The sequence below is a fragment of the Paramylibacter kogurei genome (assembly GCF_002742285.1).
GTDB classification, from domain to species: Bacteria; Pseudomonadota; Alphaproteobacteria; order Rhodobacterales; family Rhodobacteraceae; genus Amylibacter; species Amylibacter kogurei.
Window position 1 is genome coordinate 1,133,813 of sequence record NZ_MDGM01000012.1, and the last position, 16,448, is coordinate 1,150,260.

The 16,448-nt window shown below is 50.0% G+C and carries 16 protein-coding genes and 1 tRNA gene; 9 read left to right on the forward strand and 8 right to left on the reverse strand.

The features are described from left to right. Positions 1 to 41 precede the first annotated feature (41 nt). The gene (locus BFP76_RS10975; RefSeq protein ID WP_099593584.1) at positions 42 to 788 is read left to right on the forward strand and encodes a sulfite exporter TauE/SafE family protein; all 747 of its coding nucleotides are present in this window, start codon (positions 42 to 44) and stop codon (positions 786 to 788) included. Here BFP76_RS10975 and BFP76_RS10980 read toward each other — a convergent pair. Both BFP76_RS10980 and BFP76_RS10985 read right to left on the reverse strand, forming a co-directional pair. Further along, positions 785 to 1,492, reverse strand: coding sequence for an RlmE family RNA methyltransferase (locus BFP76_RS10980; RefSeq protein WP_099593585.1), 708 nt, complete (start codon positions 1,490 to 1,492; stop codon positions 785 to 787). The genes BFP76_RS10975 and BFP76_RS10980 overlap by 4 nt on opposite strands. 10 nt (positions 1,493 to 1,502) lie before the next feature. After that, positions 1,503 to 2,615 carry a Ppx/GppA phosphatase family protein gene (locus BFP76_RS10985; RefSeq protein ID WP_099593587.1) on the reverse strand — a complete coding sequence of 371 codons (1,113 nt, stop codon included), beginning with the start codon at positions 2,613 to 2,615 and terminating at the stop codon, positions 1,503 to 1,505. A gap of 190 nt (positions 2,616 to 2,805) precedes the next feature. Here BFP76_RS10985 and BFP76_RS10990 point away from each other — a divergent pair, with 190 nt between their 5' ends. From BFP76_RS10990 to BFP76_RS11010, 5 genes are all read left to right on the forward strand, one after another. Next, complete coding sequence (locus BFP76_RS10990; protein WP_099593589.1) at positions 2,806 to 3,102, forward strand: virulence factor; 297 nt, start codon at positions 2,806 to 2,808, stop codon at positions 3,100 to 3,102. 28 nt (positions 3,103 to 3,130) lie between these two features. After that, positions 3,131 to 4,054, forward strand: coding sequence for a methylenetetrahydrofolate reductase (locus tag BFP76_RS10995; RefSeq protein ID WP_099593591.1), 924 nt, complete (start codon positions 3,131 to 3,133; stop codon positions 4,052 to 4,054). 10 nt (positions 4,055 to 4,064) lie between these two features. Next, positions 4,065 to 5,147, forward strand: coding sequence for a dihydropteroate synthase (locus BFP76_RS11000; RefSeq protein WP_099593592.1), 1,083 nt, complete (start codon positions 4,065 to 4,067; stop codon positions 5,145 to 5,147). 153 nt (positions 5,148 to 5,300) lie between these two features. Then, positions 5,301 to 5,789 carry a VOC family protein gene (locus BFP76_RS11005; RefSeq protein ID WP_099593594.1) on the forward strand — a complete coding sequence of 163 codons (489 nt, stop codon included), beginning with the start codon at positions 5,301 to 5,303 and terminating at the stop codon, positions 5,787 to 5,789. Positions 5,790 to 5,908: 119 nt separating this feature from the next. Further along, positions 5,909 to 7,954: an ASKHA domain-containing protein gene (locus tag BFP76_RS11010; protein WP_099593596.1), complete on the forward strand. Its 2,046-nt coding sequence runs from the start codon at positions 5,909 to 5,911 to the stop codon at positions 7,952 to 7,954. On the opposite strand, the gene BFP76_RS11015 is transcribed toward BFP76_RS11010, so the two are convergent. Next, entirely contained in the window at positions 7,955 to 8,608 is a 654-nt protein-coding gene (locus tag BFP76_RS11015; protein ID WP_099593598.1) for a MarC family protein, read from the reverse strand. It abuts the gene before it with no gap. Positions 8,609 to 8,761: 153 nt separating this feature from the next. Here BFP76_RS11015 and BFP76_RS11020 point away from each other — a divergent pair. Further along, a tRNA-Gly gene (locus BFP76_RS11020) sits at positions 8,762 to 8,835 on the forward strand. 168 nt (positions 8,836 to 9,003) lie between these two features. Next, positions 9,004 to 9,759 carry a hypothetical protein gene (locus BFP76_RS11025; protein WP_099593599.1) on the forward strand — a complete coding sequence of 252 codons (756 nt, stop codon included), beginning with the start codon at positions 9,004 to 9,006 and terminating at the stop codon, positions 9,757 to 9,759. Here BFP76_RS11025 and pgi read toward each other — a convergent pair. Genes pgi through zwf form a run of 3 tightly spaced genes read right to left on the reverse strand, consistent with a single transcriptional unit; the run spans position 9,756 to position 13,526 of the window. Further along, the gene (gene pgi, locus BFP76_RS11030) at positions 9,756 to 11,372 is read right to left on the reverse strand and encodes a glucose-6-phosphate isomerase (protein ID WP_099593601.1); all 1,617 of its coding nucleotides are present in this window, start codon (positions 11,370 to 11,372) and stop codon (positions 9,756 to 9,758) included. The two genes, BFP76_RS11025 and pgi, sit on opposite strands and share 4 nt — an antisense overlap. 10 nt (positions 11,373 to 11,382) lie before the next feature. Next, a complete protein-coding gene (gene pgl, locus BFP76_RS11035; protein ID WP_099593603.1) occupies positions 11,383 to 12,072 on the reverse strand; it encodes a 6-phosphogluconolactonase in 690 nt (229 codons plus the stop codon). Beyond that, entirely contained in the window at positions 12,069 to 13,526 is a 1,458-nt protein-coding gene (zwf, locus tag BFP76_RS11040) for a glucose-6-phosphate dehydrogenase (RefSeq protein WP_099593605.1), read from the reverse strand. Before zwf ends, pgl begins: the two co-directional genes overlap by 4 nt. A gap of 159 nt (positions 13,527 to 13,685) precedes the next feature. On the opposite strand from zwf, the gene BFP76_RS11045 reads away from it, so the two are divergent. Next, entirely contained in the window at positions 13,686 to 14,648 is a 963-nt protein-coding gene (locus BFP76_RS11045) for a radical SAM protein (protein ID WP_099593607.1), read from the forward strand. Between the two features lie 42 nt (positions 14,649 to 14,690). Here the strand turns inward: BFP76_RS11045 and aroB are convergent, their stop codons facing one another. Both aroB and BFP76_RS11055 read right to left on the reverse strand, forming a co-directional pair. Then, complete coding sequence (gene aroB, locus BFP76_RS11050; protein ID WP_099593609.1) at positions 14,691 to 15,806, reverse strand: 3-dehydroquinate synthase; 1,116 nt, start codon at positions 15,804 to 15,806, stop codon at positions 14,691 to 14,693. A gap of 1 nt (position 15,807) precedes the next feature. Beyond that, positions 15,808 to 16,359 (reverse strand): shikimate kinase, encoded by a 552-nt coding sequence (locus BFP76_RS11055; RefSeq protein WP_099593611.1) that lies wholly within the window; start codon positions 16,357 to 16,359, stop codon positions 15,808 to 15,810. Positions 16,360 to 16,448 lie beyond the last annotated feature (89 nt).

Consider the following 16,448-nt stretch of genomic DNA (forward strand, 5'->3'; position numbering starts at 1 on the left):
ATTTCACGCTAGGGTTTTGTTGAAATTCAAATGGGGGGTAAATGGCTGATATTATTTTGGTAATTCTGGCGGGTTTTGGTGCTGGTGTTTTAAATGCGATTGCGGGGGGTGGTACGTTTTTAACCTTTCCTGCACTTGTCATGATCGGCATTCCACCCGTGATGGCAAATGCCACAAGCGCGGTTGCGGTTTTCCCAGGTTATCTGAGCAGTGCATTTGGTTTTCGCGCAGAATTGCGCAATTTTGATCGTGCACAATTGATCCGCCTTACCCTGATTACCCTAGCAGGGGGCGTGGTTGGCGCACTGTTATTATTGGTGTCATCCAATCGCGCATTTAGCGTGATTGTGCCGTTTCTGCTTTTGGCGGCGACATTGGTGTTTTTGTTTGGCGATCGCATTCGCGCGGCTCTGGCCCAAAAATCCAAATCGGTCACGCCATATGGTGCATTTGGTTTGTTTTTGGTGAGTATTTATGGCGGTTATTTCAATGGGGGTTTAGGCATCGTTTTGTTGGCGCTTTTCGCCATGTGGGGAATGCAGAATATCCATCAGATGAACGGGTTGAAAAACGGGCTTTCATTTGCCCTGTCGGCTATATCTGTTGGTGTGTTTGCTCTATCGGGTTTGATCGCGTGGCAATCGGCGATTGTGATGATGATTGCATCCACCATCGGGGGATATTTGGGTGCACCACTGGCGCGAATGTTACCAAAATCGGCAATCCGCGCCATTATCGCAATCATTGGGTTTACCATGAGTGCGGTATTTTTCGCCCGCTTGTTTTAACCGCGAAAACCCGTTGCCACCACGAATTTTTCAGAACTGTCTGAACGGCTTGCGGGGGGTTTCACGTTGGCTACCTTGGTGAATTTTTGTTTCAACAGTTTTTGCAAATCACCCTCGGCACCACCGGCCAGAACCTTGGCCACGAATGTGCCGCCCTCGTCCAGCACATCAAATGCGAAATAGGCTGCAGCCTCGCACAGGTTCATGATACGCAAGTGATCGGTTTGTTTGTGCCCCGAACTGGCCGCGGCCATATCGGACATCACAACATCGGCATTCCCGCCAAGCCATTCTTTCACCTTGTTATCCGCGCCTTCGTCCAAAAAATCCAAAACGTGCAATTCACAGCCCGGGATCGGATCAACCTCTTGCAGATCAACACCCAAAATCGTGCCAATTTTTTTGCCTTTTTTATCACCCAATGCATTGACACGTGGCACGGCAACCTGACACCAACCACCGGGTGCACAACCCAGATCAACAACACGTGCACCAGGTACTAAGAAACGGAATTTATCGTCTAATTCCAAAATCTTATAGGCCGCACGACCACGATAACCATCCTTTTGTGCGCGCTGCACATAAGGATCGTTTAATTGACGTTCTAGCCAAAGTTTGGACGACAAACGCCGCCCCTTTGCGGTTTTGACGCGCACGCGCAAATCGCGTTGACCGCGCCCAGATGTGTTTTTTTCATTCGACATGATTCACGCTCTACTTCAAATGGCCCGCTTTGACCATCTGTGAATATAATAAACCTTCGCGCAGGCCCCGATCGGCGATTGTTAGTGTATCGGTGGACCAGACCCGTAAAATCGCTTGTAGGATTGCGGCGCCCGACATGATCAAATCCTTGCGGTTGCGCCCGATACAGGGTTCGCATTCGCGCCCCTTGGGGCCAAGCTGTAAATAACGATCCACTTCGGCATCGACTTGCATCGCGCTCATCGCTTGTCCATCCACCAGATCACGATCATAGCGGGGCAATCGCAAATGCGTGGATGCGATTGTTGTCACCGTGCCCGATGTGCCGATAATTTGGAAATTTTGCAAAAAATCCTGTTCATTGCTTTCCATTACGGGGCCAAATTGGGCGATGTATTCTTCGAAATACCACGACATCATCGCATAACGATCCTTGTCGCCATCCACATCGGAAAATTGATCTCGCAATGTTGTCACACCAAAGGGAACGGAAATCCAATCGACAACCTTGACCCCATCAAACGGTGTGCCAGTGCGTGGTTTTTTCAAATTGCTGCGCAACCCCATCATTGCGGCGCGGCGCATCTTTGGTTCCACATCGGCCAGATCCAGCCAGACCAATTCGGTCGACCCACCACCAATATCAATCACCAAAACCTGTTCGGTGCCACGGCGCAGATGCGCAGCACAGCCAATCGCGGCAAGGCGGGCTTCTTCTTCGGGTTTGATAATTTCAAGACGCAACCCCGTTTGACGAAACACGCGTTTTACAAAATCGCGCCCATTGCTGGCCTGACGACAGGATGCCGTCGCAATCAAACGTGCGTTTTGAACATTATGATGGCGTAACTTTTTGGCACAGACATGTAATGCGTCCATCGTGCGGTGGATCGCTTTGGTCGAAAGCTTGCCTGTTTTTTCCAACCCTGCCCCCAAATAGACAGGTTTGGAAAACGCATCGACAACTTCGAAATGTTCACCACGTGGGTGTGCAATTAACATTCTGCAACTGTTCGTGCCCAAATCCAAGGCACCAAATAATTCCGTTTCTTGCGCCACCCCCGCGGTCTGATTCCCAGCATTCGGGAACGCGATGACCTTATCAGAGGCGTTTTGTGACATTTTATATCCCTAGGTTACGTAAATGTTACGCGCCAAAGCGCCCCTAATCAAGCAATCATAATGAATGAATCAAATATCCTTTATGCAAGATTACCATTTTCGTCGTTTCTTTTAGCAGTGAAGTCGAAAACCGCACCTGTTAAGACTGCATCACCCGCTACAGAAACTAAAAACGCAAAAGAGGTTGAACATGCCATCAGTCACAATCGTATATTGGCGCGATATCCCTGCTCAGGTCATCGTGGGCAAAGGGCGGCGCGGCGCCAAGGTGCAATTGCCCGAACGTTTCGAACAGGCGATTGACCGTTGCGCGATGAAAATCGGCGCACAGGATACGGATGCCTATTTGGCGGAATGGCGCAAGGGCGAACCGTTCGACGTCGAAGGCGATCAAGATCAAGTCGCAAAAGACCAAGCTGAAATGCTGGATAAAGCGTTTGATCAGGAAAAAATAAAAGCGCTGATTGCCAATGACGGCTGGGCGTAAATCGTTTCTTTCAAGGGTGGGTAAGGCCATGTCATTGTTCAATCTCAAACCAAAAATGGTGACGGATTCTGTCAATCCAAATGTGGAATCATTTCTGCAAGGCTACTCGATTGAGGTCATGCCGCGCACCGCCGCCAAGGTGGAGGATTTTCGCGCCCTGCTCCCATCTGGTACGCGCGTTTACATCGCTCATATTGATGGCACCCCGATTGATGACATGGTGGAAACCGCCAAACGTATTACCGATGAGGGTTACGATGTTATGCCCCATTTTCCTGCGCGTATCATCAAGGATCGCGCAACGCTGGAAAACTGGATTTCGCGCTATGCGAATGAGGCTGGTGTAAAACAGGCGCTATTGCTCGCGGGTGGTTTGGACGCACCACAGGGCGATTTTGAAACATCCATGCAATTGCTGGAAACAGGTCTGTTTGATCGTGCAGGTTTCACCAATTTGCACGTTGCAGGCCACCCAGAGGGCAACCGCGATATTGATCCCGATGGCACACGCAAAAACGTTGATGCGGCATTGTCTTGGAAACAGGAATTTTCCAAACGCACCCATGCGAAAATGGCCATCGCCACACAATTTTGTTTTGAAAGCGAACCGGTGATTGAATGGGCCAACAACCTTGTCGCCCAAGGCATTGATATTCCTGTTCATATCGGCATTGCGGGTCCTGCGAAATTGCAAACAATGGTGAAATTCGCCATTGCCTGTGGCGTGGGGCCAAGCCTGCGTGTATTGCAACGCCGCGCCAAGGATGTGACCAAATTGATGTTACCGTTTGAACCCAACGACATCATCACCGAATTGGCCGATCACAAGGCCGCAAACCCAGATTTCAACATTGCACAGGTGCATTTTTTCCCGCTTGGCGGGATTAAAACGAATGCAACTTGGGCCATGACCCACGGCGGCGCATCAGGCGTTCCCGCCGTTCAATCCTAAAGGAATTTACATGACACGCACTATTGTCGAGAGCAAAACCAGAACTTCAATTATCGGTTTTGATCAACCGTTTTGTGTGATTGGCGAACGGATCAACCCTACGGGGCGCAAAATTTTGAACGCCGAACTCGAAGCAGGCGATTTTTCATCCGTGGAACGCGATGCGATTGCACAAACAATGGCGGGTGCTGGGATTTTGGATGTAAATTCGGGTGCCGTGTTCAGCAATAAAATGGCCGAAGACGTGCGTTATGCCGATAACAACTTTGTCGAACCACCGCTCATGCGCCAACTGGTGGAATTGGTTCAAAACACCGTGGATACCCCGATTTGTATCGACAGCTCGGTTCCCGCCGCACTTGAAGCAGGACTAGAGGCATGCAATGGCCGCCCTTTGGTGAATTCCGTGACGGGGGAGCTGGAAAATCTGGAAAAGGTTTTGCCATTGGTGAAAAAATACAACGTTCCCGTTGTGGCCATTTCCAACGATGAAACAGGTATTTCAGAGGACCCAGAGGTCCGCTTTGCTGTCGCGAAAAAAATCGTAGAACACGCCGCCGATTATGGCATCCCTGCCCATGACATCGTGGTTGATCCGCTGGTCATGCCAATTGGCGCGATGGGGTCTGCGGGCAATCAGGTTTTCGCATTGGTGCGAAAATTGCGTGAAGAATTGGGTGTGAACACGACCTGTGGTGCATCGAACATTTCATTCGGCCTGCCAAACCGCCACGGCGTGAATAACGCGTTTTTGCCAATGGCGATGACCGCAGGCATGACATCGGCGATCATGAACCCCGTTCAAATCCCGGTTGGCCCGAAAAAAATCCAAGCAAAATTGGATGAACTCGCCGCCGCTGGCATTATCGTACCCGATGATATCGATCCAGAAATGCTCGCAAAACTTACCGGTATGGGTTCAACCAAATATACTCCTGGCAAAGAAATGGAAGCCATCCGTGCCGCCAATTTCCTGATCGACCAAGACGCCAATGGTGCCGAATGGATCAAGTTTAACAAAATTGACACTGGCGGCGCCCCCGAAGCAGGCGCACGTGGTCGTCGTGCAGGCCGCGGCCGTCGTCGGGGTTAACACCCGATTGAATACGAAATTGTTAAAACCGGCGCTTGCATCAGGCGCCGGTTTTTTATTGGCGTATATCATATCGAAACAATCTGTTTATCTGGTTTTTATTGAACGGTACGTCTTTGGATGTATGGATCATGTGAACAAAGGAGTTTTCACATGGCAGATACCTATCAAATTCCCGCCAAAACCACAGTTGGCCACGTTCACCTAAAGGTTGCCAATATTGACCGCGCGCTAGCGTTTTATCAAAACTTGCTTGGCTTTGAAATTACAACGCGCCTCGGTGATGACGCGGTATTTTTATCGGCTGGCGGGTATCACCACCACATCGCATTGAACACATGGTTCAGCCGCGATCAACCCGCCGCGCCCAAACGTTCGGCAGGCTTATTTCATTTGGCTCTTCTTTATCCAACACGCAAAGATTTGGCGCAAATTTTAAAACGATTGTTGGATCATGGATATCAATTGGATGGCGTATCCGATCACGGTGTATCAGAGGCATTATACCTGCGCGATCCCGATGAAAACGGTGTTGAACTATACTGGGATCGACCACGCAATGAATGGCCACGTGACGGCGATGGGCAATTGCAAATGGTCACCGAACGGCTTGATCTGGATGCGCTTTTGGCATTGGCCTAGGTGAAATATGTCACTGTGGCGAATATAGACATCAAAACGGCGCAAGCGATGCATTGCGCCGTCTTGCCTGTGGTCAAATAGCAGCCTAGAAGGTTTGCAATGAACACAAAGGCAGCCCCATGAGCGACGATAAAAACCCACTGGTTATTTTCACCCCATCAGGCAAACGCGGCAATTTCCCCGTTGGGACACCAATCCTCACGGCGGCGCGCCAATTGGGGGTTGATCTGGATTCTGTTTGTGGCGGGCGTGGGATTTGTTCCAAATGTCAAATCACACCATCATATGGTGAATTTTCTAAACATGGTCTCACAGTTGCCCCCGACGCATTATCCGAATGGAACAGCGTCGAGGAACGTTACAAATCTAAACGCGGCATGATTGATGGGCGGCGATTGGGATGTCAGGCGACGGTTCAAGGCAACATCGTGGTCGATGTCCCCCCCGAAAGTCAGGTGCACAAACAGGTTGTGCGCAAACGCGCCGAAGCACGCGACATTATCGTCAATCCATCGACAAAATTGTTTTACGTCGAGGTGGAACAACCCGACATGCATGAACCATCGGGTGATTTGGAACGCCTTGTCGCGGCGTTGCGCAAGGATTGGGATTTACCCGAATTAGAAGCCGATTTTTCAATCTATGCCACGCTGCAATCCGCCCTGCGCAAAGGTGACTGGAAGGTTACATGTGCCGTGCATTTGGGTGATGATTACGTCAGCCCACGCATTGTTCAGGTTTGGTCGGGATATTACGACGGTTCCGTTTACGGCATGGCCGTTGATCTGGGTTCCACCACCATTGCCGCGCATCTGTGCGATTTACAAACCGGCGAAGTGGTTGCCAGCAACGGCATCATGAATCCCCAAATCCGCTTTGGCGAAGATTTGATGAGCCGCGTTTCATATTCCATGATGAACGAAGGTGGCGCGGTTGAAATGACCCGTGCGGTGCGCGAAGGCATGAACGCCCTGTTCACCCAAATCGCGGCAGAGGCTGAAATCGACCCTGCCTTGATATTGGATGCGGTATTTGTATGTAACCCTGTGATGCACCATCTGTTTTTGGGCATTGATCCGTTCGAACTGGGACAAGCGCCCTTTGCGCTCGCCACATCGGATGCGGTATCAACACGCGCGAAAAACCTCGATCTGAAAATCCATCCTGCGGCGCGGATTTATATTCTGCCCTGTATTGCGGGGCACGTCGGGGCGGATGCCGCGGCCGTGGCATTATCGGAATCGCCCAATACATCGGATGATCTGGTGTTGGTTGTGGATGTGGGTACGAATGCGGAGATTTTACTGGGTGATAAAACCCGTGTTCTGGCCTGTTCATCCCCCACTGGCCCCGCATTTGAAGGCGCGCAAATTTCCAGCGGCCAACGCGCCGCACCTGGTGCGATTGAACGCGTCGAAATTGATCCCATTACCAAAGAACCGCGTTTTCGCGTGATCGGATCCGATATTTGGTCGGATGAAGACGGTTTTGATACCGCAATTCTATCATCAGGTATCACGGGGATTTGCGGATCGGGCATCATTGAAATGGTTGCAGAAATGCGCATCGCTGGCATTGTCGATCAGGCAGGTTTGATCGGCTCCCCCGAACAAACCGGCACCGATCGCTGTTTCCAAGATGGGCGCACATATTCATATCGCGTCTTTGACGGCACGGCGGATGGCGGCCCGCTGATTACGGTGACAAACCGCGACATTCGCGAAATTCAAATGGCCAAGGCGGCACTTTATTCTGGTGCACGTCTGTTGATGGATAAATTTGAGGTTAATCAAGTGGATCGCATCGTGTTGGCAGGTGCATTTGGTGCGCATATCAGCCCCAAACACGCCATGGTATTGGGTATGATCCCAGATTGTGAAATTGCCAAGGTGACATCTGCTGGCAACGCAGCGGGCACTGGTGCACGCATTGCGCTGCTCAACACCGATGCGCGACGTGATATTGAATCTGTGGTGCGCAATATTCACAAAATCGAAACCGCAATCGAACCGCGTTTCCAAGAACATTTTGTTAATGCATCCGCCATCCCCAATAGTGTCGAACCCTTCCCGATCTTGGCCGAAGTGGTGACATTGCCAGATGTAAACTTCAACGCAGGTAGTGGTGATACAGGTGGTGGACGCCGCCGTCGTCGGCGCGGCTAGCTATTGAGAGACTTCCGGCGTGGTTTCGACGATATTTAAAACCCCCAACGATTCAAACCCGCCCAGCACCGCATCCACCGCAACCGTGGCCAAAACCAGCCCCATTACGCGGCTAATCACACTGGCCCCTGTTGCGCCCAGAAATTTCTGGCTGCGGGTGGCGAACAACAAAACGATCAACGTAATGGCCAGAACGAGGATTAACAAACCTGCCGTAACCAATTGATCTGAAATTGGATTTTCATGGTTGTCAGTCAAGATGACCACCGCCAACATCGCCCCGGGTGATGCAATGGATGGCATCGCCAATGGAAACACCGCCCCCGCCAGATGATCACGTTCGGCCTCTTCAATTTCGCGCATGGGTTTGGATTCACCAAAAATCATCGTCATGGCAAACATGAACAACACTATCCCACCCGCAATTTGAAACGAACCAAGCCGCAGCCCCAAAGATTCCAGCACCAATTGCCCACCAATCAAGAACAACAGCAACACAGCGGTCGCCACGACAACCGCGCGGATCGCAAATCGACGATGCAAGGCACTGGGCACACCCATGGTGGCAAATAAAAATACAGGGATTGAACCAATCGGGTCGATCACCACCAAAAGCGTGATAAATTCGCGTAAAATATTTGACCAATCCATCATCACCAATCCATGAAAAAAATAAACGTAGATATCCCCGTTTGATAGCGCACTATCACAGTGTTCTTACCAATGCCAATGTGCCACATTGTGGCATCACTGATTTTTGACAATCGCCATTGCAGAGCAGGAAAACTCAGATTATGAAAGCGCGACGCGGGTATGGTGAAAAGGTATCACGAAAGCTTCCCAAGCTTCAGTTACGGGTTCGATTCCCGTTACCCGCTCCAGCAAATCAATGTTGTGATTAAACCAGAAATTGTAAACGACCAAATTTACAATAGATCCGCTTACTATCCATACACGGACGTTTTCATTAGCCGGTTCAATTTAACAGGATATCAAACGTCAAAATCAGAAATGTTGCTCTGATCCACTTTCTACCTTAAGCTGATTACATGCAAGACAGCCCGCCAGATACCCCAAAGGCCGCGACGCCAGAGGCGCAATCGTTTATGCGCATTCGTCGTGCTGTGGGATATTTGGGGCTGGCATTTCCATTTGTTTTGGTGATTGGCGGCTTGATGCTTTCGATGGATGATCGGGTACTACCGACATTATCCGATTATTTTTTCACCCCCATGCGTGACGTTTTTACCGGTGGGTTAATCGCCATTGGGTTCTTTTTGATTACCTATAAGGGATACGAGGAACCATACGGGTTTTGGTCGGACAAGAACCTGACATTCATGGCAGGGATGCTGGCGATATGTGTTGCGTTTTTTCCGTTTCGCGCCTGCGTCGGGAACACGATATGCACCCTGCCCCAGCAATGGTTTCAGTTTGATGTCAGTCAATATATCCATTACGGCGCCGCGGTTGGATTTTTTGCCATCCTTGCGCGCTTGTGTCTGGTGAATTTTCGCATGGTCAATCATGGCGTAAAAACCAATAGCAAATCTGGGCGCGATCGGATTTATTTTTTGGCTGGGCGCTCGATTGTGGGCGCGTTGATTGCACTACTATCGCTTTATGTTTTGGATCGGCTGTTTGGCGGTGTGCTTGATTTTGCCTATCGCGTATCGCTGGTATTGATCCTTGAATCGATCTGCATCTGGGCCTTTGCCATTGCGTGGCTAGTCAAAGGGCGCGCCGATAATACAAAAATCATTGGCGCACCGATGAAAGCGATTTTAAAGCTGCCAGAGAGTTAGGGTTTTAGCGCTGCCAACAATCCAAGCGTTGATCCATCTTTGCCATCTGGGGCCTCTGCCCCGCTGACATAGCCTTGCATTTCTGTGGCCAAGACCTTGCCCAATTCCACGCCCCATTGATCAAAACTATTCAATCCCCAGATCACGCCTTCGACAAAAACGCGATGTTCATACAATGCGATAATCGCGCCCAGCATTTTGGGCGTAAGTTGTGGGTAAATCAAAGTGGTGCTTGGGCGGCTGCCTTGGAATACGCGGTGACGGGCTTGGCGTTCCAATTCATCGCCTTTCAATCCAGCTGCGGCCATTAAGGCACGCGCCGCGTCAACGTCGCGCCCCAACATCAATGCCTCTGATTGTGCCAAACAGTTGGCCTGTAACAATTCATGCTGATGTGCCAATTCGGGTTCGTGTCCGGCCTTCGCCACCATAAATTCACATGGGATCACCCGTGTGCCTTGGTGGATCAATTGATAAAACGCATGCTGTCCGTTGGTGCCCGGTTCACCCCAAACAATTGGGCCGCTGTCACGTGGCAAATCTGTGCCATCCATCGCAACACCCTTGCCGTTGCTTTCCATATCAAGCTGTTGCAAATAAGCAGGCAAGCGTGTCAGGCGTTGTTCATAAGGCAGCACCGCACGTGTGGCATAGCCACAAATATTGGAATGCCACACCCCAACCATCGCCAGCGCCATTGGCATATTTTGTTCCATCGGCGCGGTTTTGAAATGCGTGTCCATGTCATGCGCACCTTGCAAGAATTGCACAAAATCATCGCCACCAATCGCCAACATTAACGACAGACCAATCGGGCCCCAAACGGAATAGCGCCCGCCAACCCAATCCTCGAACCCAAACACGCGTTCGGGTTTCACGCCAAAAGCCGCTGTTTTGTCAGCGGCTGTTGACAGCGCCACCAGATGATCCGAAATATCATCCACACCCAGTGCTGATTTCATCCAATCGGTTGCGGATTTCGCATTGGTCATGGTTTCAATGGTGGTGAAGGTTTTAGATGCGATAATCAACAACGTTGTTTCTGGGTTCAGCCTCTTCAACGTGTCATGAATATCTGCACCATCCACATTGGACACAAAATGTGTGCGCGGCCCATCATGATATGGCGCCATCGCTGCCGTTGCCATCACGGGGCCAAGATCAGAGCCACCAATGCCGATATTCACAACATCGCTGAATGGCTTACCTGTGGCACCCCGAAGCGATCCATCACGCACCGCCGATGAAAATAGTTTCATATTTTCAAGCGTTTGCAATACCTCTGGCATCACATCTGTGCCATCAACCTTTATCGGTACACCCGATAGGTTTCGTAACGCCGTATGCAAAACCGCGCGCCCTTCGGTATCGTTGATTTTCTCGCCTGCGAACATCGCATCGCGTTTGGATTCAACACCCGTGTTGCGCATCAATTCAAACAACAATCCACGCGCAGTGCTATCTAAATTTGTTTTGGAATAGTCCAAAACCATGTCCACCGCATTTACCGAAAAATGGGAAAACCGCGTGTCATCCACATTGAACAGATCAACAATTGGGCGGTCTTTGATATGGCTGTAATGGTTTTGAAGGTCGTTCCAAATGTCGCGCATGATGGCTCCGTTAATCTGCGTAGAAAATATCCGTATTCACGTCATCGCTCAGTATAACACGAATTGGCGATAGCGCTAACGGTTGTTCGCGCAATGCATCACTATATGCTGCTTTTTTCTCCGCACCTGCGATCAAAACATGAATGTTTTTTGCGCTTTTTAATGCGGGTGCCGTGAGTGTTATGCGCGGCTCTGGTGCACCAGGGGCACGCATGGGCAAAAGGATCGGTGCATTATCGTCCAATGCTTCGTCCAACAAATCCGCCTCTGGGAAAATGGATGCGGTGTGCATATCCGCCCCCATTCCCAAAACACAGACATCAAGCGGCATCGCCGCCGCAACATCACCAATGATATCGCCCAAAACATCCTCTGGGCGATCTGCCGGTTGATAAAACGGCACAAAACGCGCCGCCAAGGCATTATTTTGTAACAATCGCTGTTTAATTAATGTGGTGTTTGATCGATCCGATGTTTCTGGCACGAAACGCTCGTCGGTCAACATAACCGTCACATTGGCCCAATCCAAATCTGCACGGTTCAGCGCATCAAAAAATGGCGCAGGCGTAGAGCCCCCTGGTACGGCCAAAACCGCGCGTCCATTGGTGGCCAAGGCATCGGCCAATTCGCTTGCAACCCGATCCGCCAATCCTTGCATCAATGCCGCACGGTTTTCAAATGTGTGAAATGGTTTTGTCATTGTTTAATCTCTCTCCAGCGCCGACCATCGCGGTGCATTAACATGAGCGCATCATCTGGGCCAGAGCCCCCTGAATCGTATTGAATGGGTTTGCTGCCCTTTTCGACCCATTGATTAATAATCGGATCAATCCAATTCCATGCGGCCTCTACCTCATCGCCGCGCATAAACAGCGTTTGATTACCACGGATCACATCCATGATCAGCCGCTCATATGCATCTGGCAGATCGATATCTTCGCCCTCCAACGCCTCTGCGAATGTCATATCAAGTGGAACTTCGCGAAGGCGCATGCCGCCTGGCCCTGGGTCCTTGATGGTCATGCGCATCGTGATACCCTCGTCGGGTTGCAGGCGAATAATCAACGCATTCCCGCGCAAATGCGTGCCCGTATCATCAAAAATCGAATGGGGCGGATCCTTGAAAACCACAGCGATTTCGGTCAAGCGATTGCGCAATCGCTTGCCCGTGCGCAAATAAAACGGTGTGCCCGCCCATCGCCAATTGGCGATTTCAACTTTCATCGCAACGAAACATTCTGTATCGCTCTCAGGATTTTCACTATCTTGGATATAGCTCCCTTTATCCTCGGTTGCGCTATACTGTCCGCGCACCACTTCATTGGGTGCTACTGGTGATAATGCCTTGATAATTTTCAGCTTTTCATCTCGAACGGCGTTTGCCTCGAATTTGCTCGGGGGTTCCATCGCCGTGAGACACAACAACTGCATCAGATGGTTTTGCACCATATCACGCATCGCACCCGATTTATCATAGTACGCCCCGCGCCCGCCCACGCCTAAACTTTCAGACGCGGTGATTTGCACATGATCCACATGTTGTGCGTTCCACAATGGTTCAAATAATGCATTGCCAAAACGGATCGCCATCAAGTTCTGCACCGTTTCTTTGCCCAGATAATGATCAATGCGATAAACTTGTTTTTCGTCAAAACATTCGGCGAGCTCTGCATTCAACGCCTTGGCCGTTTCCAAATTGCGCCCAAATGGTTTTTCCACCACAATCCGCGCATCCTGATCCGCCAATTTAAATTGCACCAAACGACGCGCGATTTCACCAAATAGCGATGGCGCAACGGAAAAATAAAATGCGCGGATCACATCACCGCGCAACATTTCCCCCAATGCTTTCCACCCATCATCCGTGAAAATATCCAGTTGCAGATAATCAAGCTGGCCCAAAAACGCATCAACATCGCGCTTTTTCAACAGTGATTGATCGACGTGATCCTTTAATCCTTGATGCACATGTTCGCGAAATGCATCTGCATCATATTCGGATCGCGCGGCACCAATAATTCGCGATGTTTTTGGCATTTGCCCCGATAACATCCGACGATAAAGCCCCGGCAAAATTTTGCGCGTTGCCAAATCCCCCGTGCCGCCAAATATCACCAAATCGAAATCTTCTACGGGTATGACTTTTGCAACCATGCGAACCTCTGTTGTTTTATGCCGCCACGTTACCAAAGCAGCATATTTGCGCAAGGTCTGACACACGCATGCTCACATTTGTGTGGGGAACCAGCAGCGACACTTTCTTTTTGGCAAAAATCAAGTTAGCCAAGATGAAAGCAAGGGGTAATGAATAGAATGAACGACCAAAATTTCGATAAATTGGGTGCAACACCCGTGGGCAAGTTTGAAAACCCAAATGTCACTGCCAAGGGTGAAACGCGGGCCTCTGTTGCGCTGACCAACCCAACGACGCTTTGGTTTAATACGGGCACGTTATGCAATATCGAATGTGTGAATTGTTATATCGAAAGCTCCCCCAAAAACGACAGTTTGGTTTATATCACAGCGGCCGAAGTCAGCGCATATTTGGATCAAATCGCTGATCGTAAATGGCCCACAACCGAAATCGCCTTTACAGGTGGTGAACCGTTTATGAATCCGCAAATGATTGATATTACGCGTCTTTGTCTTGAACAAGGGTTTCAAGTTTTGATCTTAACCAATGCAATGCGCCCGATGATGCGCAAATCTGTGCAAACAGGGTTATTGGCGCTTCGCGATAAATTTGGTGATAAATTGACACTACGCATTTCGCTTGATCACTTCGATCCAGACATGCACGACGCTGAACGTGGCAAAGGCAGCTATGATACCACCCTCAAAGGTATGAAATGGTTGCGAGACAATGATTTTCAAATGCATGTCGCTGGGCGTTCCGCCTTTGGCGATAGCGATGAAACAAGCCGCGCAGGTTACGCCGCACTATTTAAAACATATGGATTTCAAATCGATGCGCAAAACCCGGCCACAACGGTGCTTTTCCCTGAAATGGACGAAACAATTGATGTGCCAGAAATTACCACCGAATGCTGGAGCATTTTAAACAAATCGCCAACCGATGTCATGTGTGCCAGTTCACGTATGGTGGTCAAACGCAAAGGTGCGGCAAAACCCGCTGTTCTGGCCTGCACACTCCTGCCCTATACACCAGAATTTGAACTTGGCGAAACTTTGGAACAGGCCGAACGCCCGGTCCAACTCAACCATCCCCATTGTGCAAAATTCTGTGTGCTTGGCGGGGCAAGTTGCAGCGCGTAACGCTCCAAATGTTCAAAATATCCTCGCCGAAGGCATAAAATTTTATGACCGCAAAGCAAGCGCATCGGATAAAACGCTGCGCACAACATCCAAATCCACTTCACGTGTAACAAATGCATCGCCAATGTCGCGTGCCATGATGAACGCGATTTTACCGTCTTTGACCTTTTTATCCTGCCCCATCAACGCAACAAGCGTATCGGCATCAGGTAAATCGCCCGCGATATCGGCCAAATCCACCTTTTGACCCATTGCACGAAGATGTTCACGCACACGGCTTGGCGCTTCTTGGCTGCATAATCCCAATCGCATGGATGTTTCAAAGGCAAGCGCACAACCAATCGCTACACCTTCGCCGTGCAACAAACGATCCGAATATCCCGTTGCCGCCTCTAGTGCATGACAAAATGTATGGCCCAAGTTTAACAGCGCACGCACACCTTGTTCGGTTTCATCCTCGCCAACGATTTCGGCTTTCATCTCGCAACTGCGCTTGACCGCGTAAATGCGTTTTTCGACATTCCCCGCCGCTAAATCTGGGCCGTTCACCTCTAACCATTCAAAAAACGCGGCATCGCCAAGCAATCCGTATTTGGATACTTCGCCATATCCCGCCAAAAAATCGCGCTGTGTCAGCGTGCCCAACAATTCCACATCGGCCAAAACCAATTGGGGTTGATAAAACGCCCCGATCAGGTTTTTGCCACGTACGGAATTGATCGCGGTTTTCCCCCCGACAGAGCTGTCTACCTGTGCTAGCAAGCTGGTTGGGATTTGCACAAATCGCACGCCGCGGCGCAAAATGCTGGCGGCAAAGCCAACCAAATCGCCGATCACCCCACCGCCAAAGGCGATAATCACATCGTCCCGTTCGATTTTTTGCTCTAACAACCATTCAACGCATTCTTGCAAATGCGCCCATGATTTGGTGGATTCACCTGCTGGTAAAATCAACGTTTGCGCATCCACTCCATTTGCGGACAGTCCAGATTTCAATGCTTCCAGATGGAGCTTGGCGACATTTTCATCCGTAATAACCGCAGCACGTGGACGTTTTAGCAATGGGGCAATAAATGCCCCTGACTGCGCCAATAATCCTGTGCCAATTTCAATGTTATATGAGCGATCCGCCAAATTTACATGAACTGTTTCGCGCATTTTATCCAACCTTTTTCAACCCGCTTTCGGGGGTGTTCAACAATTCAGCGATCACTTTATCAGCCATTTGTTCTTTGCTTAAATCTGCACCTGCTTTGACTTTGATTTCTGCTAATGCATATTTTGGTTTGCGTGCGATGAACAGCTTTTCCAATGTCCCATATGGATCTGGTCCTTGCAACAATGGGCGCGTTGCCTTGGATTTCACACGCGCCCAAAGCAGATCCAAATCCGCATCCAACCAGACCGCAACACCTTTGTCAGCGATTGCGGCGCGATTGTCCGCAGACATGAACGCACCACCCCCTGTTGATAACAAACAAGGCGGGCCATCAAGCAGGCGTTGTAATACTTGGCTTTCTTTCAACCGAAAAAACGCCTCGCCGTCGCGGGCAAAAATTTCGGCAATGGTCATTTGTGCTGCGGTTTCGATTTCATCGTCCGAATCGATAAACCGACAGCCCAGTTTTTGCGCAACAATTGTGCCAATTGCGGTTTTACCCGCACCCATCAGCCCGACCAGAACAATTGTTTTTGATAATTGATACCCCACACGACCCTCATTTTTGCGTATTCAATTACGCCCCTTTCTGATAGCATTAAGGGATAAACAGGCAAGAGCAAAGCCGTGAAAAAAGACGG